Genomic DNA, 17,666 nt, shown 5'->3' on the forward strand with positions numbered 1-17,666 from the left:
TATCAACCTCCAAGTACTCGGTTTCTGTTGGATGGAATATCCGATCGCACCTTCTCAAGATACGCAAGATCGAGTTCTGCGGATACGAAACCGATGCCGTCCTGGGCCCGGGCAATGACAGTACCCCATGGATCAATAATCATCGAATTACCATAATTCATCCGTTCCACACCTCCCCCGAAATAACTACCCACCTGCCCGGGAGCTAGGACATAGCATTGGGTTTCGATGGCACGTGCACGCAGCAGCGCTTCCCAATGATCTTTACCCGTCATCATTGTAAATGCCGCAGGAAGAATAATTACCTGTACACCCTTCTTCGCTAGCGCGACGAATAGCTCGCCAAACCGTAGATCATAGCAGATGGTACATCCGATCCTCACGTCGCCAACATCATATGTCACGATGTCACTCCCCGGCGTGAATGTCGCCGACTCCTGATAGCTTTTCCCATCAGGCGTCATCACGTCGAACATGTGGATTTTACGGTACCGCACCACGAGTTCGCCTCGTGGATTGATGACCGGCGTCGTGTTGTAAAAGCGATCTTCATCGCGCTCGCCGATGCTGCCCCCATGGACATATACGCCATATTCGCGTGCAATTTGGCACAGCATCTCGAAGGCGGGGCCTCCGGGAATAGTTTCTGCTGAGTTCTTCGCACCGTCAACGGTTCCTCCGTGATAGGTGAAGACTTCCGGAAGCGCGACAAGATCGGGACGGCTGGCCTCGATGGACCTGCGCAACAAGTTTTCCGCATGCACGATATTTGCGGCCTTGTTGTCATGCGATGTCAGTTGAATGAGCGTGACTTTCATTGACGATGCCTTTCAGAATCCGTTTGAAGTGCAGGCCACGCTGTGGCCGGGAGAAACTTCGACTAGTCGCCCCATCGACATGGCTGCACCCTCAAGTTGGGCATAGTCATGGCCTGGCGGCGGCGGCGGCTGATTGGCTGGAAATGGATGTAGGCGATAGCCGTTAGCCCTGTCGCCATTAAGCCGAGGAGCAGCGCGCAGCAGTGCGCAAGTATATGGATGACGCGGTCGATCGAAGATGTCATCTCGACTACCGGTTTCCACAATATTGCCACGGTAGAGGACCATGACGCGATCCGCGACCTGTTCGACTACACCGAGCGCATGTGAAATGAAAATGCACCCAAACCCGCGGTCGGATTGCAGTCGTGCGAGCAGATTCAATATCTCGGCCTGAACAGTAACATCGAGCGCCGATACAGGCTCGTCCGCGACAATGAGATCCGGATCGGCAACAAGCGCACGCGCAATGTTCACGCGCTGACGCTGCCCACCGGACAACTGGTGAGGAAACCGGCTCGCAAAACCTTCGCCGAGCCCCACCTCATCCAATGTCCGCGATACGCGTTGAGCCCGTTCTCGGGCAGAAAGATCGTATGAATGGCGAAGCCCCTCCATCACAATCGCACCTATGCGCATGCGAGGATCCAACGCGGAAAAGGGGTCCTGGAATACGATACGGATGCGACGACGAGCGTCGCGTAATTCCTCGAGCCGCAGCGAGGAAATCTCGATACCATCGAAATACACGGTGCCGCTGGTAATGGGAACCAGTCCCAGGAGGGCTCGCGCAAGCGTAGTCTTACCGCTACCGGACTCGCCGACGATGGCCACCGTCTCGCCCCGCCGTATGCACATGGAAACGCCGTTGAGTGGCCGGACGTCCTCAGTCTTGCGCCATGGCAAGCTCCGCTTGCCAGGGAAGCGCACTGAAATATCGTCAGCCGACATGAGGATATTATCCGACTTATCGACATTCCTGTTCTTGCCGCGTCGCGGCAAGGCACCCAGAAGGGTTCGCGTATAGTCCTCCTTGGGGGCCGACAGCAAAGATGCGCTTGCGCCCTCCTCGACTACGCGCCCACGCCGCATGACATATATGCGGTGAGAATACTGCGCGACCAATCCGAGGTCGTGTGTAATTAATAATACGCCGGACCCGGCCTCGCGCGCCAGCTCGACGATGAGGTCGAGCACTTCCTTTTGCACTAAAACATCGAGCGCTGTTGTAGGCTCATCCGCAAGAACAAGCGTCGGCTTTAACAACATGACAGACGCGATCATGATGCGTTGGCGCATACCGCCCGAAAACTGATGGGGATACCGGTCAAGTACCCACTTGGGATTTGCAATCCGTACACGCGATAGCATCTCGATGCAGAGCGTGCGTGCCTCCGTTTCCGAGACCCCGGCATGATGCTTCAACGCCTCGGCCATTTGATCCCCGATACGCATCGACGGGTTGAGGCTCGTCATCGGCTCTTGAAAAATCATCCCAATTCGAGCGCCCCGGATCGCAAGTCTGTCGGTCTCGGATGCTCGCAGCAGGTCCACGCCGCTGAACAATGCCTCACCCCCGACGATTTCTGCCCCGAAAGGCAGGAGCCCCATCAGCGAACGTGCTGCCAGAGTTTTTCCCGAACCGGACTCCCCAACCAACGCGACGATTTCACCGCGCTCCACTTCGAACGATACCGAATCCACGACCTTCTTCGCGCCTTCGAAAGCGACGCTTAGGCCGGCGACCTTGAGAAGGCTGCTCATGCCCGAGCCATTCGCGGATCGAAATGATCCCGCAAAGCGTCGCCCAGCAAGTTAATGCCAAGGAGCGTCATCGAAATGGCAAGGCCGGGAAAGATCGCAAGCCACGGAGCGAATGTGAAGTAGGAACGCGCATCGGCGAGCATGCCTCCCCAGCTCGGATATGGCGGCGGAACTCCGAGTCCGAGGAAGCTGAGAGCGCTTTCTGCGAGAATGGCGAGTGAAAAGAAGGCAGTCGCTAGAACAGTCAGCGAACCGGCGCTGTTCGGAATGACATGCCGCGCAATCGTGTAGATTTCGGCATTACCCATCGCGCGTGAGGCCTCGACAAACTCCTTTTCCCTTAACGAGAGTGCTACGCCACGCATGACTCGAGTCACGCTAGGCGCATATGCGAGGCCCAGTGCCAGAATAACACCCCACTTGCTCTGGCCCAAGGCAGCGACGAGCGCCAGAGCGAGGAGAAGTCCCGGCAATGCCATCAAGGCGTCGGCCAGCATCATGACCAACCGGTCAACCCAGCCTCCGAAATAACCTGACAGCGCACCGATCGAGATGCCAATGACCATCGCCAACAACACCGCCAAGAAGCTGACGAGCAGACTGACCGAAGCTGCCGACAAGAGCCTGCTGAACACATCGCGCCCGAACTGGTCGGTTCCCAACCAATGCATTGCAGACGGAGGAGAAAGGCGAGCACCGAAATCAAGCGCGATTGGATCGTAGGGAGTGGCGACAGTCCCGATCAGCGCGGCAGTGAGGGCGAGGCCAAACAGAACGGTACCGACGCTGGCATTGGCATGCCGGAGACCGAGAAAGGAAGTTCTGGACATTTCAGAATCTCACCCTTGGATCAATGAAGGGATAGATGAGATCGACCGCGAGATTCACGGCCACATGGATGAGAGCCACAACGATTAACACGCCCTGGACGACCGCATAATCGCGGGCATAGATGCCATCGACGAGAAATCTTCCGAGCCCGGGTAGCGTGAATACCGTCTCGATGACAGCCGTGCCGCCCAGAAGGCTGCCAAGTATCAACCCCAGCAAGGTCATGGTCGGAAGAAAGCTGTTCTTGACGACGTGACGGCGGATTAGCGTGCTTTCGTCGAGCCCCTTGGCCCTAGCGCTCATCACATAGTCTTGGCGAAGAACATCGAGCGTGCTTGCGCGTACCATGCGCACGAGCGTGGCGATCTCAATACATAGAAGTGCGACCACCGGAAGCACGAGATATCGCAGGCCCTCCGTCAGATTCTCACCGATAGAAACGTAGCCGACCGTGGGAAGCCATCCGAGTGTCGCACCGAAGATGAGGATGAGCAGCAATCCGATCCAGAAGCTCGGCACCGAGATGAGGAGGTTGGCCAGCAGGACCACAGCAAGATCGCCTCGCTGATTTTGCCTTGCGGCAGCGTACGTGCCGAGGGGAACAGCAACAAGAAGCGCAAGTCCGACGGCAATGAGGACCACCTGTGCCGTAACCATAAAGCGGCTACCAATCGCCGATAGCACCGGCTCTCCGGTCATCATGGAAACGCCAAGGTCGCCGCTGAGAATGTTCGAAAACCACAGCCCGAACTGGACAATATACGGCTTGTCAAGACCGAGCTCCTTGCGCGCCTGTTCGAGGGCAGCCGCGTCTTCAGAATCGCCTACTAGGAGCAGAGCCGGGTCGCCCGGTATCGCACGCATCAGCAGAAAAATGATGCCGGCGACAAGAATGAGCGTGGGGATACTCAAAAGGAGTTTGACGATCGCGTAACGCATCGATTAGCTTCCCTTTCGCGAAACGCCCCAAAGGCGCGGGTAACCTATCGGCCAATTGCGATAACCCACGATGTTCGCGCGCAAGAGATCGCTGGAAGGCTCGTTGTAGAGGCCTATAATCGGTACAGTGGTCACCATCCGATTGTGGAGTGCGTCAAAAATCCTCTGCTGCTCGGACAACGAACCGACTATCGTCGAGCGAGCGAGCAGCGCCTGGGCTACCTGATCGTCCCACTGGACCGCGGCGTGCTTTTCCTTCGACCCCGAGAACATGGCGTAGCTCAGGACGGGATGAGCTCGCGCCGAGTATGAAAACGCCGAAAGCTGAAATTTGCCCTCCTGATAGTTGGAGAGCTGGGTAGCCCAATCGAGAACATCGAGGCGGGCATCTATCCCGACCGAGATCAGCATCGCCTGGATTGCGACCGCGTTGTCGAACGCGAAGGGCGTCTTTCGGTTCGTTTGGATTAAAACCGGCTGACCACGGTAACCTGCCTGCGACAAGAGCCTGCGCGCCTCCGAGGGGTCATATGGCCACCACTTGTCCTGATGTTTCGTATGAAAGGGACTAAGCAGTGGAATGGCCGACGGGTTGGCAGGTATATCACTAAGGGTCGCGATTTTCGCGATTTGCCGTGGATCAAGAGCCATTGCGATTGCGCGGCGTATCCGGACGTCCCGAAAGAGTGGATTTTGTGTTTGAATCAACAGCGTGTGCCAGGCTAGTTGCTCGCTTTCTGAGGTTTGCATCCCGTCGCGTTTCAGATCCAGATGCGCTGTGACGTAGGCCGGGGTGCGGGGAAGTATGTCGATATCGCCAGCTCGCACGGCAGAGACACCGACCGCGGCCTCGGGAATGATGACGAAGCGTACTCGCGGTGCCAGTGCTATTCTGGCTCCAGCGTAGCCGTCGCTTGGTTCCTGCCGGGGATTATAGCCGTCGAAGCGCTCGAGGTCGACAAATTCGCCGCGTCGCCATTCACGAATCCTGAACGGGCCGGTTCCAATTGGTCCGATCCAGTTTCCGTTCTTGTCCACAGATGCAGGATGAAGGATGGCTGTGATACATTGGAGACTCGCTAACTGGTCGAGAAAGACACTGTTAGGTTTGTCGAGCGTGAACACGGCGGTTAGCCGGTCGGGCGTTTCGATCCTGACGATCTTCGCGCCGAACCCAGTATTCGCCGAGCCGTCGTACCAGCTCCGACACCGCATCCCGGTCGCGGGATCCAGCATGCGCTCCCAGCTCCACTTGACTTCGGCCGACGTCACCGGCGCTCCGTTGTGAAACCGCAGTTTTTCGCGTAGCCGAAAACTGTACGTCCTAAAATCGGGCGAAACCTCAACATGTTCGGCGAGCATAGGTGCAACTTCGAGATTCTGGCGGTAGGCAACGAGACCTTCAACCACGTGATGCAGAACCGCATCCGTATTGCCGTCACGCGTAACGCCCGGGTTTGTACCTCGGATGTCAGCGCTGATTGCGACGCGTAGAGGTACGTCGGCCTGCACCGGGGGAAGGCTAGACGTTTGGAAAACTGACAGGCTGACGAGGAGCACCAACGTGGCGAGCACCCCGCCAATGGCAATACGCCTTCTCATGCCGCCACCTTGTAACGTGTGTAGGACGGCACGCCGTCGAATGGCGAAGGAGCAATCCAGATATCGCCGGATCCCGCGTTCATAATGAGGCTTGCAACGGTCGCAGACAGGCTCCCGTCCGGACGGACGGCGGGAGGACGACATATCGAATGCGGTTCGCCGAAATCGTCGGCGAACACTTGCTTGAGGGTATCGACAGTGATGGACGCCCTACCCGCATCAAGCCGCTCGTAGGCACGTGAGTCCCTCAAGAGGGACTCAGGGTGACGCAACAGGCCAATGTCCTTCACGCTGAGGAGTGCGGCGGGATGCTTGAAATGATTCGCGTGAGTCAGCAAGCCATCCGTCGGAAAACTCCAGAACAACTGCTCTGGCGTCGTCTCAAAGTTGATAGCGGCGGCGCGGCCGCTGCCGTCGATCTGGCTAAGCATCAGATTGTGCGAGGCGGATCGCGGCGTATTCAAAATGACGTCGGACGCTTCCGCCAAGGTTTGCGACATCAATATACGACGCCGTGCGAATGGACTGGGTAGACCATCGGCGGATCCCTCGTGGTCGGTTTGAAGCCCATTTGCCGTGACGGCGAGACCAACACTGTTGATGCCATGCCGGGCCAGTTGTCCGGCTTCGCAGAATGTAAGAATATCCGGTCCGTTGTCGACGAGGATACGAAGAACGATGGACGTCTCGGCGCAATCAGGCCGCCAATCCCAGTTCTGCCCATGAAGAAGCGAGCCGTCCGCCGTGCGTCGGGGCATCGCAAGTGCTGCCGTGCAGCCCTCGCGGACTGCCTTGGCATCCCAAGCGGTGAGCTCGGTACGCGCATTCAGCGCAACGATTGCTTCAACAGGCTGCTCCGCTCCCTCGGCAATTCCGCGAACCTCTGCCGCCAAGCCCCGGTCGAACTCGGCAAGGCGGGCAAGGTAGCGCGCAGCGATTTCGCTGAGCCGCGGAGAAGTCAGCGACGAGGCGTACAGACGAAGACCACGCGCAATGCGATCGCCGGCCTGTCTTCCATATGCGCGGCCGCGTTCGAGGGGCGGCCCTTCTACCTCTATCAGGGGAAACGAACGAGTCATACTTGGACCTCTCGTCCGCCACCACGAACGTCGTCCAGCACGGAGGCGAAGAATTCCGCCGCAGTATCGACGACCTTGTAGCCTTCGTGCCCTATCCCCTCAACGATATCGAGACGAACCGAGATGCCATGCTCCTCAAAACTTTGCTTCAGGGACCTTAGGCGATCGATACGTGTGCGCCCTGCGTCATTGGCACCCTCCATCCAGAAGCGGGAACCGGGCTGGATAGTTATTTCCCATGTCTCGGTATCATTCTCGCCGACGATCATCTGGACCGGGACTCTGCGGAGGGCGTCGAGATCAAAATCCTTTCCGAATCTTTGCCTCAAATCGCGGATCCCCCGCCACCATCCCCTTTCTGGATCGAGGAGCGTCACCATCCCAGGCGCGCCGATCGACAAGCCGAGCAGCCTTTCTGGATGAACATAGGCGAAACGGTGCACAAAATGCGCGCCCCCGGAGAAGCCAAAGGCAAGAAACCTTCTCTCCGGCAACCGGTACCGTGCCGCGATTTCATCGATCATCGCTAGTAGCAACTCGTCGTAGCGAAGGCCGCCACGTTCTAGAAACTTGTACGCCGCCAGTTCGCGCGGCTCATCGATCCCGGCCGGAAACATCGGAGCGACGACGATGCTGTTGTTACGCTCGGCAAAAGGAGCAAAGAGGTCACGATAAACCGCTGGCGTGCGCCCGGTCCCGTGAACGACCACGCAGAGGTCATATTGCGCAGCCCGGTCGAACGCGAAATTGCGGGGCACGTAAAGATAGTAGCCGAACCTCTGGTCAGCCTGGCACGCAAAATAGGTGGTGGCCTCGCACTCGTAGTGGCCAAGCTCATCCTCGGTGCCCGCACTCGTTGGTTGCTTGCCCACTCCCCCCCCCCTCGACACGATCATGGTGTCGCTTCATTCTCTGGCTCTGATTGTCTCTTTAGAACCATTTTTTTTATATGTCCAGATCATTATGGCATTATTTTATCTTTTGATACCAAATTGGTTTCTACGGCCGACTCCTTGGCAAAGAAAACTTGGGTTGATTCGGCCGCAAGTCGGAGGTGGCGATCGAGCAGGGTCGCCGCCCATTGACAGTCGCCACGGAGCAAAGCCTCAAGGATGGACATGTGCTCCTCGAAAGACGCCTTTACTCGCTCATCTGCGTAAAAGGACTCGATTTCCACGATACCTCGCAGCTGATTCTGGTCTTTCATGGAACGGATGAAAAACTCGTTCCCCGAGAAGGCCACGATCGTTTCGTGGAGTTCAGCATCAAGGGCAGACCATTCCATTCCGTTGATCGCCTCCGAACCCCTGCCGAGCAGCTTGACGTGACGATCGTACAAGGTCTGGACCGCGGCCATATCGATTCGATAGTTTGGCGATTGCAAAGCCGCCGGCTCTATCGCGAGACGGAACTCGTAACTGGCCTGATAGGACGCGACGGATCCGAGCGTCTCGCCGAATGTCCAACCCCGTGCAACACTCCGACTGATATATCCATTCCGATTCAGTTTGAGCAAAGACTTTTGGAGGGTGCTTCGGGTCACTCCATATTGGCGAAGCAAATCCGTCTCGCTGACGTGATCGGGCAGCTTACCGGAGAAGCGGTCGCGCAATATCTGAAGATACAGCGCACTCGCCGCAGGCTGCGGAACGTCGTGTGCAACTTTTGCTAGACTGCTCCCTCCCAACGCCAGGACGTAGCCCGCACCGTCACGAGTCACGATTTTTCGCTTCTGAAGCTCCGCCAACGCACCGCGTATCGGCGAGCGTGAAACCCCGAATTCATCGCCTAAGCGCCTCTCCGTTAACTTCGTCCCTGCCGGGAGGCCTTTGGCTACACAATATTCCACAATTTTCCCGCTGAGATGCAGGGCGAGTTGATTCGCGTTCGACATAAGCAGTTCCCATTGTTGCGGCTTGACATACGGCCTCTTTACAACCTCACTGTAGTTTGGTATTAAACCATTCATTGATACCACTCATGATCAATCTATATCCCAGTTATGCCAAGAATTTCCTATGCCGACCAGCGCTAATTAGGCCCTGTTTCGGTATCTAAGACCAAATTTGTCTTGTTCAGCAAAGCTGCGTGCAAACCATGTGCGCCATAAAGGGAGGGGTAGAAATGAAGTTGGGATTGAGGATCGCGTTGGCCGCTGGTGTTGCCATACCTGTAAGTGCGTCTGCGCAGACAGGCAAAGCCGCGACCGAGCAGGATCAGAGGCCAGAACTTGAGGAGATTGTCGTTACGGCTGACAGGCCGGACAGCTATGGCGCTGACTTCGTCCAAGTAGGAACGTTCCGTAACGCGCGGATCATTGATGTACCGCTCACCGTCAACGTTGTTCCGCAAGAGCTCCTGAAGGCACAAGCCGTTGCGGGGATTTTCGACGCACTCCGCAACACCGCCGGCGTTACCCGGTCGCAATTGAGCGGTACGACTTACGACAATATTGCGATCCGCGGGATCCTCATCCACAACAGTACGAGCTATCGCCTGAATGGCTCTATGCCCGTAGTCAACCTCGTCGATCTACCGCTGGAAAACAAAGATCGGGTCGAGGTTCTGAAAGGCGTGGGAGCGCTCTATTACGGATTTGCGCCTCCCTCAGGTATCGTCAACCTCGTGACCAAGCGGCCCGACCGCGACGTGACCAACTTTAGCATGACTGCAAACGATGCTGCAGGCGTCAATGCTACCGCCGATATCAGCCGACGGCCCAACGACGGATTTGGGATTCGCTTCAACGGGGGCGCTGGAATTGTTGAGAATGGCGTCAAGCGCTTCGGCGGCACGCGATACGTCGCTTCGTTGGCAGCCGACTTGAAGGTAACTGATGCCCTGAACTTCAGGTTCGATGCCGAGCACGTAGCCAAGGACGTGACCGAACCCCCCGCTCTACAACTCTTGTCGGCTGCGGCTGGGTTCGTCCCCGCGGCCATCCCCGATCCTGACGTGAATTATGGGGGAGAAAATCTTCGCTATGACGCCTGGGCGACAAATGTATTGGGGCGCGTTGACTGGAAAATTTCGCCGGCATGGGCCCTGACAATAGAGGGAGGCCAAGCCCTGACGGTTAGGAATCGCGATTTCTCCCAACTCGAGAATTACGCGACACCCTCGGGATCTTCGACATTGCGCATCTTCCGTACGCGGGATCAGCGGTTCCGGAACCGGAATGCGCGCGTCGAATTAGCCGGTACCTTCGCCACCGGTGCGATTACGCACAACATCGTCGCGGGCGCGAGCAGCAATTGGCGTTTTCAGAACGGCCGCAACAGCTCCGCGATCACGGTAGCTCAAAACTATATTGATCCCCGCGAAGTTGTCCTTCCTAATCCGACGGCCTTCACGCTTTCTCCTCTCAATATCCGGGACCAAGGCACCTATGTCGTAAACCGTACAGCCATTGGACCGATCGAACTGCTCGCCGGCGTCCGGTACAGCACCTACAAGAGTCACGCGGTATCGGCGTCCGGCGTTACGAGGCGCTTTTCGCTGAAAAAGTGGACGCCATCATACGGGATTATCGTCAAGCCCACGAAGAAGCTCAGCCTGTACGCTACCTATCTCGAGGGCCTGGAAGAGGGCGGTACAGCGCCGATCAACAGCGCCAATCCGGGCGATGTTCTGCCGCCCGCGATCTCGAAACAATACGAGGCCGGAGTGAAGGGTGAGGTGTTCAGAAATGTCACCTTCCAACTTGCCGGCTTTCAGATCAGTCGCCCATCGGCTTTCACCGATCCGGCCGATAATCTCTTCAAACTCGCCGGACGGTCGCGCTACCGGGGCATTGAAGCCTCTTTCACCGGCGAAGTGATCCGTGAACTCTCCGTTTATCTCTCGGGGCAATATCTCGATGCAGAATCGACATCTGCCGTAAGCCCGCTACTGCTCGGAAAGCGCCCGGAAAATACGCCCAAGTGGACAGGAAATCTCTATGTGGAGTATCGCCCGCAAGCGATTGAGAACCTCGCGATTGGCGGAGGCGTCATGCATATAGGTGATCGCGCAGTGAACAATTTCAATAATGCCTTCGTCGATGATTTCACGCTTTTGCAGGCCTCGGTTCGCTATACGTTCGATGACGTCGCAAACGGCTTGACGCTTCAGCTCAACGCAGAAAATCTCGCGAACAAGCGATATTGGAGCACCGCCAGCAACGGCTTGCTCGGGATCGGTAGACCGCAGCAGTTCAAACTGACGGCGCGGATCGGCTTCTAACCTCCTACCAAGAAAGAGCAGAAGCGGTTCAAACCCCGCCTGCGAAGGCCGGCTCCCCACGGGGCCGGCCTTCAAGTTGTAAATTGGTTGTTGATTTTCGCTGAGAAGCGACTTGGGAAGGCATAAATCACCATTCCTTTGAGTCGATCTCTGATGGTGCAATCAGATATTCTCAAAGCAACTAGAGGTCGTTGTGACTATGAATGTCTGTGATCCATCGCGCAGGGGCGGAACAGGTACAGAAACGCGCAAGAACGTGTGCGGCTGCAGTTGGAACGCTACAAGGCGGTACGGGAAGCGATCTCGTCGCAGCCATCGTAATTGCGCTCAGGCAGGTTACCGTGAAGGATACGCCCAGCGCAGTGGAAGTCGCCTATGACTTTGACCTGCTTTGAAATCCTTCCGGCGTTCGCCTTACCGCGACGTCGCTATGGGCGCCGGAGATTTGCTACACGTGAGACAAGGCGGGTTGCCTGCTCTCGCGCACGGCGTATGGCCGAATGCTGTGGTATGCCTATGTAAACGTAAACCTCGAGTGTGCCTCGCTGACGCTCCCAGGCGGGGTTGTGACGTACAGCTGCTATGATGCGGTTGGCCGTCTGACGAAGCTCAAGTCCGCCACCAAATGCGGCAATAACATGAGTCTTAATATGTCCCACGCGTTTGGCGACCTGTCGCGGCGCAGCGCGGCGACACTGAGGAAGGTCAGCGCCCATAGCTATATGGACACTCGCCTTCGCGAGGCGGGTTACGGAGATTTGAAAGCGTACTGATCTATGTTCGGTGCCAATTTTTGACCAAAATATGTGCTTTTTTTTAAAATGGTTATAAATACTTTGGGGGCAAGATTGGGGGCAATCTGATGCCACCCCCTCAAAATATCTTTTATTTTCAAATCTATGCATCAGGTGTTCGAGTCACCTAAGCGCACCATCCATTTTAAAATCCTTTATATTCAATCACTTGTCGTTGCTGAAACGCTGGGACTTGCGCAGTTCTGCGGGCTTTGGGTATGCGGCCATTCTGCCCTGGGGCGAGAGCGTCTCTGCTTTCAGGCCGGCTGCGCCTAAGTATCCCCGGCGTCTCTGTCAGCGATGTTTCAGACCCCATTTGCGGGATACGCGATGGTAGGTTGATGGGGCGGCGTTGCTAGAAGAACAGCGCACGAAGGCGCTCTTCATCAACTTTGAAGCTGTGGTTCAAGCGTTATGCAAACCCCAGCACCACACGCTGCTCTTGCCACTGGATGGGAAGCACCGTGCTGAGCAGCTTCTGATGCGTAAGCGTTGCAGGCTGGGAACCTTGGACGATCGCCTCAACGATGTCGGGCGCGAGCCACGCGAGCGGCGACAACCGCATCATGCGCTTGCGGCATTTGCCAGCTTCTGTAGCGATCACGCTCACCGGTTTTCCCCTAACCAGCATCGTCTCCCTCAAGGCGAACGCTTCAGCGACGAGTTCGACCAGCTGGGCATCAGGTGCTCGCGATGGCATCGTACCTTGGCCCGGAACAACGAGCTTGAGCTCGTTCCCACGACGCACGCGGGTAACCGGAGCCGTGATCTTGATCACCGCATCGTGATCCTCAGGTGCCTGGATGCTGCACACTCTGGTCTGCCTTAAGAAAATTGGTCCAATTCTGGAGAGAGCCCTGTGGGGCATGAGAATTGGAGAAATGTATGGGACGTCAGCGATTTACACCGGAGCAGATCATCGCGAAGCTGCGTGAAGTGGATGTGATTGTCGGACGAGGCGGGACCGCCGTCGAGGCTTGTCGGCAGATCGGGATTGCCGAACAGACGCTGTATAGGTGGCGTAAGGAATATGGTGGCCTGAAGGTCGACCAGGTCCGCCGGATGAAAGATCTGGAGCGGGAGAATGCGCAGCTGAAGAAGCTGGTTGCGGACCTCGCACTGGACAAGGCGATCCTGCAAGAGGCGTCGAAGCTGACTTTTTGAGTCCCTCCCGTCGCCGTGAGGCGATCAAGTAGGTCTGCCGGGTTCTTCCGGTATCGGAGCGGCAGACCTGCCGTGTTCTGGTTCAGCATCGTTCAACGCAGCGACATCGTCCCAAGGGGGATGCCGACGAGCAGCATCTAACGGCCGACATCATTGCGCTGGCCAGGGATTATGGCCGGTACGGCTATCGCCGCATCCATGCCTTGCTCGGCCGTGCGGGCTGGCAGGTCAGCTTGTCAGTGGTGGAACGCATCTGGCGGCGGGAGGGCCTTAAAGTGCCGAAGAGGCAACCGAAACGACGTCGGCTCTGGTTGGGCGATGGGTCGTGTATAAGGTTGCGGCCACAGCATCGCGGACATGTCTGGTCTTACGACTTTGTTGAGGATCAGACGCGCAACGGACGCAAGTTCCGGATGCTGAACATCATCGACGAGTTCAGCCGCGAATGTCTGGCGATGGTGCCGCTGCGGCGGTTCCAGTCGAACGGCGTCATCGACGTGCTTGCCATCTGTTCATCGAGCATGGGCCGCCCCAGCATATCCGGTCCGATAATGGTCCCGAGTTCGTCGCCCATGCGGTGCGCGAATGGTTGGGCCGGCTCGGCGTCACCACGCTTTACATCGAGCCGGGGAGCCCTTGGGAGAATGGTTACATAGAGAGCTTCAATGCCCGCCTTCGCGATGAACTGCTCAACGGCGAGATCTTCTACAGTCTGGAGGAGGTCCGCTGCGTCACCGGCTGGTGGCGCGACCATTACAACCGGCTGCGCCCTCACAGCAGTCTCGGCTATCGCCCACCAGCCCCGGAAACGATCAAGATGGCAGCCTGGCCGCTCGGCTCCGCTCCGCTTCGCCTCCCGCCCAGGCTGCCATCAGAAATCCGGATCAGCTAACTATGCAATCGGACCAATCATCGCGGGCAGTCCACATGCCCCACAGGGCTCTCTCCAGAATTGGACCAATTTTCTCAAGGCAGACCATTAATTGATGCTGGGTGACCGCGGAGCCGCGCCGTGTAGTCGTAAGCATCCGACCAGCCTGAAAGACCACGGGGCACCGAGCTAACCAAGGCTATTCCAAGCCTGTGTTAGCGAGTCTGAGTAAGCTTACGGTGATCTGGCAGCATACTGCCTTGTGTTCGGTTCCCAATTTTGGACAAAAACATGCGCACCAAAAAGGTGCTATAAAAATTCTCTACAAGCGCCGCAACCGCGCCGAGCGCATGTTCGGACACCTCAAGATCAACCACGCCATCGCTACCCGCTACGACCAACTGGCAAAAGCTTCCTCGGCATAGTCCATCTCGCCACCGCAAGATACTAGCTCAAATTTGTCCACACCGTCTGAAATTTCAACTTTACGCCACCCGACATGTAAGTTCCGATGGCATCGGAATTGATCGCAGCCACGTTGGTTACATATTTCGGGCTTACGTCGAATAGATTGGTGACACTGCCGAACAGGGTAAACGGGCCAACGTTATACCTCAAATCTAGGTCTATATAGGTTTGCCTATCGAGGTGGTTGTTGAAGTCCACCGTATCCTGCGCGGCAGCAAAGCTCTCACATTGCCAATGTCGATGTCGGAATAGTCAGCGGAAAGCCGCAGGCCCGGCACACGAATACAGGTTGTTGACGGTCACGTAAAACAATCCTCCCGATGCGAGCACCCCACCCCTTAACCCGCCTTTGATCCATAGAGACTTGGAGACGCGTAATCCTCGTTATCCAAGTTTATTGGCCCGCCTCGCCCGCCTGCGATCATTGGCAAAGCGCCTGGTTTCCACCCGACGCACCGGGCCAATCCAACTTCCCTTCCTCGAGTGAATGATCAGCTGCCTTTAGGCAATTCCATGTGGGTCGAACTTAGGCGGCAGAACGAAAAGATCAGCGAATTGGGCTGCAAGTGCTGGGTCGCCTTGGAGAATGAGCACGTCTTCATTCGCGAGAGTGTCCAGCGATGCACCGCTGTAAACGAAGGCCGCCAGCGCAGAGGGCTGGCCGCTGAAAACGATGTTGCCTGCAGCGGCACCCCGTTCAACATGAATGCCGCCGCGATCCACGCGCGCGTTATATTCGTGCTCGCCGAACCGGAAACCGATTGTAAGATCAAGGCTGCCGATGCGGCTCCTGTCGATCATCGTCCGGAACGAAAGCAGAATCGAGACACCGCTGATTGGGAGTGTCGGATCATGCGCCGGGGAGCGCGCTGCCCAGCGGCCGAGTTCCTGCACGACCGGCTCAGCCTCGTATCCCCATTCGGTGAGACCGTAGACCTGCACGCTCGCCGGCGGCGGCAGCTTGCTTCGTATGACGACCCCGTTCGCTTCCAGTTCCGACAGGCGCTGGGTAAGCACGTTGGCGCTGATCCCGGGCAGGTCGGCGCGTAAGTCACCGAAGCGTCGCGGACCGAGCATAAGCTCACGCACCACGAAGAGTGCCCACCGGTCGCCGAGCAGTTCCAGGCCGTGCGCCGTGCCGCAGGCATCGTGATACACACGCTTTTTCGCGCCTTTTGATAATTTAGTTATATTTTCTAACTTCATAGTTGTTTTATTTAATTTATCGGGCATGTTTGGTCAACATCGAGTCGGAATTGCATGAAGGGAGGATAGAGGCATGACCTATGTAGACGGTTTCGTGCTCGCGGTGCCCACAGCGAACAAGCAGAAATTCATCGACCATGCAAAGCGCGGGGACAGCGTCTTCATGGACCTCGGCGCGCTTCGGGTTCTTGAATGCTGGGGCGATTCTGTTCCGGACGGCAAGTTGACTGATTTTCGCCGCGCCGTTCAGGCGAAGGACGACGAGACGGTGGTATTCTCATGGATCGAATGGCCAGACAGGGCGACCCGCGACGCGGCATTCGCGCAAATGGACACGCTGATGAAAACAGACGACCGGATGCATCCTGAAAAGAACCCCATGCCCTTCGACGGCAAGAGAATGATTTTCGGAGGCTTCGCTCCGATCGTGACGTTGGAGAAACCTGCCGCCAACAAATCCGGCGACTATATCTGGTACGAACTGCTGACCAGCGACGTGGAAGCTGCACAGGCGTTCTACGCGCGCATCCTTGGCTGGAGCTTTGCCGATAGCGGCCAATCCGGCATGGACTACCGCATCATCAATGCCGGCGCGAATAGCGTCGGTGGCCTGATGGCGATAACGAAGGACATGGCAGAGGGCGGCGCCGTGCCGACGTGGCTCGGCTACATCGCCGTCGATGATGTCGATGCCGCAGTCGCCGCAGTCGAGGCGCAGGGCGGTCGCACGCTCATGGCCGCGATGGACATTCCGATGGTCGGGCGTATCGCGATGGTCGCAGATCCGCAAGGTGTGCCGTTTTACATGATGAAGCCACAGGGAACCGGCAAGAGTCTGGCCTTTGCCGACGACATGCCTCGTATCGGGCACTGCGCGTGGAACGAGCTTCAGACTTCGAACCCCGCTGTCGCATGGGCGTTTTATGGTGATCTGTTCGGCTGGAGACAGGATGGCGAGATGGATATGGGCCCGATGGGCAAATACCAGTTCATCCGTCACGGCACCGTGATCGGCGCCATTATGCCAGCCAACGCAGAAATGGGACCGCCGCGCTGGAATCAGTATTTCCGCGTCGAGGATATCGATGCTGCAAAGGTGGCGGTCCAGGATGGCGGCGGCCGGGTCATGAGCGGCCCGGACGAGATTCCCGGCGGCGATTTCTCGATGAACTGCATCGATCCCCATGGCACGCCCTTCGGCCTGGTCGGCGGACGGCGCTGAGCTTGCCGCTATCATTCCTCGAAGAAATATAAGGACAACCGGAGATATAAAATGGCGAGCAAGATCATCAACTGCCTGTGGTTCGATCACGGCGAAGCACGCAAGGCTGCGGAATTCTATGCGAGCATTTTTCCTAACAGCCACGTGGACAAGGCAGTAGCCGCACCGGCCGATTTCCCGTCAGGCTCGGAAGGCGCGGAACTGACAGTCGAGTTCACGCTTCTCGGACAGGCATTTGTCGGCCTCAATGGTGGCCCCATGTTCAAACCCAACGAGGCCGTGTCGTTCATGATCGAAACGGAAGATCAGCAAGAGACCGATCATTACTGGAACGCGATCGTCGGCAATGGCGGCACGGAAAGCGCTTGCGGCTGGTGCAAGGACCGCTGGGGGTTCTCCTGGCAGATCACGCCGCGCGTACTCAACGAAGGGTTCGCCGATCCGGACAGGGAAGTTGCAAAGCGCGTGTTCGAGGCCATGATGACGATGCAGAAGATCGATGTTGCGAAGATCGAAGCGGCGAGACGAGGCCAGGATTAACCCCAACACTGTGCGTTGGCCCCGCCTTTGGACGGGCGGCACCGCGCCGAGCGGCTCATGGTGCGTAAGCATCGCAAGGTAGGATATCGACGACAGCGTGCGTAAGCCACGTGCGCAGAAGCAGCCGCAACATGTGCTTTCTGC

General features: G+C 57.3%; 14 protein-coding genes and 2 pseudogenes. 6 read left to right on the forward strand and 10 right to left on the reverse strand.

Annotation, left to right across the window (positions count from 1 at the left end; all coding sequences use genetic code 11):
- Positions 1 to 2: 2 nt before the first annotated feature.
- From ACE3TJ_RS07105 to ACE3TJ_RS07140, 8 genes are all read right to left on the reverse strand, one after another.
- Positions 3 to 818, reverse strand: a complete 816-nt coding sequence (locus ACE3TJ_RS07105; RefSeq protein ID WP_374595256.1) for a carbon-nitrogen hydrolase family protein — start codon at positions 816 to 818, stop codon at positions 3 to 5.
- Positions 819 to 830: 12 nt separating this feature from the next.
- A complete protein-coding gene (locus ACE3TJ_RS07110; protein ID WP_374595258.1) occupies positions 831 to 2,582 on the reverse strand; it encodes a dipeptide ABC transporter ATP-binding protein in 1,752 nt (583 codons plus the stop codon).
- The gene (locus tag ACE3TJ_RS07115; RefSeq protein ID WP_374595261.1) at positions 2,579 to 3,412 is read right to left on the reverse strand and encodes an ABC transporter permease; all 834 of its coding nucleotides are present in this window, start codon (positions 3,410 to 3,412) and stop codon (positions 2,579 to 2,581) included. Before ACE3TJ_RS07115 ends, ACE3TJ_RS07110 begins: the two co-directional genes overlap by 4 nt.
- A gap of 1 nt (position 3,413) precedes the next feature.
- The gene (locus ACE3TJ_RS07120) at positions 3,414 to 4,352 is read right to left on the reverse strand and encodes an ABC transporter permease (protein ID WP_374595263.1); all 939 of its coding nucleotides are present in this window, start codon (positions 4,350 to 4,352) and stop codon (positions 3,414 to 3,416) included.
- 3 nt (positions 4,353 to 4,355) lie between these two features.
- The gene (locus tag ACE3TJ_RS07125; RefSeq protein WP_374595265.1) at positions 4,356 to 5,954 is read right to left on the reverse strand and encodes an ABC transporter substrate-binding protein; all 1,599 of its coding nucleotides are present in this window, start codon (positions 5,952 to 5,954) and stop codon (positions 4,356 to 4,358) included.
- Positions 5,951 to 7,033 (reverse strand): C45 family autoproteolytic acyltransferase/hydolase, encoded by a 1,083-nt coding sequence (locus tag ACE3TJ_RS07130; protein WP_374595267.1) that lies wholly within the window; start codon positions 7,031 to 7,033, stop codon positions 5,951 to 5,953. Before ACE3TJ_RS07130 ends, ACE3TJ_RS07125 begins: the two co-directional genes overlap by 4 nt.
- Positions 7,030 to 7,905 (reverse strand): hypothetical protein, encoded by an 876-nt coding sequence (locus ACE3TJ_RS07135; protein ID WP_374595269.1) that lies wholly within the window; start codon positions 7,903 to 7,905, stop codon positions 7,030 to 7,032. The genes ACE3TJ_RS07130 and ACE3TJ_RS07135 overlap by 4 nt, the downstream gene beginning before the upstream one ends.
- 89 nt (positions 7,906 to 7,994) lie before the next feature.
- A complete protein-coding gene (locus ACE3TJ_RS07140; protein ID WP_374595271.1) occupies positions 7,995 to 8,927 on the reverse strand; it encodes a GntR family transcriptional regulator in 933 nt (310 codons plus the stop codon).
- Between the two features lie 230 nt (positions 8,928 to 9,157).
- Between ACE3TJ_RS07140 and ACE3TJ_RS07145 the strand changes: the two genes are divergently transcribed.
- Positions 9,158 to 11,257, forward strand: a complete 2,100-nt coding sequence (locus tag ACE3TJ_RS07145) for a TonB-dependent siderophore receptor (RefSeq protein ID WP_374595273.1) — start codon at positions 9,158 to 9,160, stop codon at positions 11,255 to 11,257.
- Positions 11,258 to 12,463: 1,206 nt separating this feature from the next.
- On the opposite strand, the gene ACE3TJ_RS07150 is transcribed toward ACE3TJ_RS07145, so the two are convergent.
- Complete coding sequence (locus tag ACE3TJ_RS07150) at positions 12,464 to 12,829, reverse strand: hypothetical protein (protein ID WP_374595275.1); 366 nt, start codon at positions 12,827 to 12,829, stop codon at positions 12,464 to 12,466.
- 107 nt (positions 12,830 to 12,936) lie between these two features.
- Between ACE3TJ_RS07150 and ACE3TJ_RS07155 the strand changes: the two are divergent.
- Positions 12,937 to 14,107: pseudogene (locus ACE3TJ_RS07155) on the forward strand (IS3 family transposase).
- Between the two features lie 218 nt (positions 14,108 to 14,325).
- The gene (locus ACE3TJ_RS07160) at positions 14,326 to 14,511 is read left to right on the forward strand and encodes a transposase (protein WP_374595277.1); all 186 of its coding nucleotides are present in this window, start codon (positions 14,326 to 14,328) and stop codon (positions 14,509 to 14,511) included.
- A 544-nt stretch (positions 14,512 to 15,055) separates the two neighbouring features.
- On the opposite strand, the gene ACE3TJ_RS07165 is transcribed toward ACE3TJ_RS07160, so the two are convergent.
- Positions 15,056 to 15,787, reverse strand: coding sequence for a winged helix-turn-helix transcriptional regulator (locus ACE3TJ_RS07165; protein WP_374595280.1), 732 nt, complete (start codon positions 15,785 to 15,787; stop codon positions 15,056 to 15,058).
- A gap of 46 nt (positions 15,788 to 15,833) precedes the next feature.
- Between ACE3TJ_RS07165 and ACE3TJ_RS07170 the strand changes: the two are divergent.
- The 3 genes and pseudogenes from ACE3TJ_RS07170 to ACE3TJ_RS07180 all read left to right on the forward strand — a co-directional run.
- Positions 15,834 to 16,202 (forward strand): annotated as a pseudogene (locus tag ACE3TJ_RS07170) (DUF1428 domain-containing protein); the annotation flags it as partial.
- Positions 16,188 to 16,982: a VOC family protein gene (locus ACE3TJ_RS07175; protein WP_374599343.1), complete on the forward strand. Its 795-nt coding sequence runs from the start codon at positions 16,188 to 16,190 to the stop codon at positions 16,980 to 16,982. The pseudogene ACE3TJ_RS07170 and the gene ACE3TJ_RS07175, both read left to right, overlap by 15 nt.
- 51 nt (positions 16,983 to 17,033) lie before the next feature.
- Positions 17,034 to 17,522, forward strand: coding sequence for a VOC family protein (locus ACE3TJ_RS07180; RefSeq protein WP_374595282.1), 489 nt, complete (start codon positions 17,034 to 17,036; stop codon positions 17,520 to 17,522).
- Positions 17,523 to 17,666 lie beyond the last annotated feature (144 nt).

The sequence above is a fragment of the Sphingosinicella sp. genome, from assembly GCF_041916975.1.
Classification (GTDB): Bacteria; Pseudomonadota; Alphaproteobacteria; order Sphingomonadales; family Sphingomonadaceae; genus Sphingosinicella.

Bases quoted from the DNA above. Each gene is read 5' to 3' on its own strand.
- ACE3TJ_RS07105 (WP_374595256.1), bottom strand. From the start codon at position 818: ATGAAAGTCACGCTCATTCAACTGACATCGCATGACAACAAGGCCGCA.
- ACE3TJ_RS07110 (WP_374595258.1), bottom strand. From the start codon at position 2,582: ATGAGCAGCCTTCTCAAGGTCGCCGGCCTAAGCGTCGCTTTCGAAGGC.
- ACE3TJ_RS07115 (WP_374595261.1), bottom strand. From the start codon at position 3,412: ATGTCCAGAACTTCCTTTCTCGGTCTCCGGCATGCCAATGCCAGCGTC.
- ACE3TJ_RS07120 (WP_374595263.1), bottom strand. From the start codon at position 4,352: ATGCGTTACGCGATCGTCAAACTCCTTTTGAGTATCCCCACGCTCATT.
- ACE3TJ_RS07125 (WP_374595265.1), bottom strand. From the start codon at position 5,954: ATGAGAAGGCGTATTGCCATTGGCGGGGTGCTCGCCACGTTGGTGCTC.
- ACE3TJ_RS07130 (WP_374595267.1), bottom strand. From the start codon at position 7,033: ATGACTCGTTCGTTTCCCCTGATAGAGGTAGAAGGGCCGCCCCTCGAA.
- ACE3TJ_RS07140 (WP_374595271.1), bottom strand. From the start codon at position 8,927: ATGTCGAACGCGAATCAACTCGCCCTGCATCTCAGCGGGAAAATTGTG.
- ACE3TJ_RS07145 (WP_374595273.1), top strand. From the start codon at position 9,158: ATGAAGTTGGGATTGAGGATCGCGTTGGCCGCTGGTGTTGCCATACCT.
- ACE3TJ_RS07165 (WP_374595280.1), bottom strand. From the start codon at position 15,787: ATGCCCGATAAATTAAATAAAACAACTATGAAGTTAGAAAATATAACT.
- ACE3TJ_RS07180 (WP_374595282.1), top strand. From the start codon at position 17,034: ATGGCGAGCAAGATCATCAACTGCCTGTGGTTCGATCACGGCGAAGCA.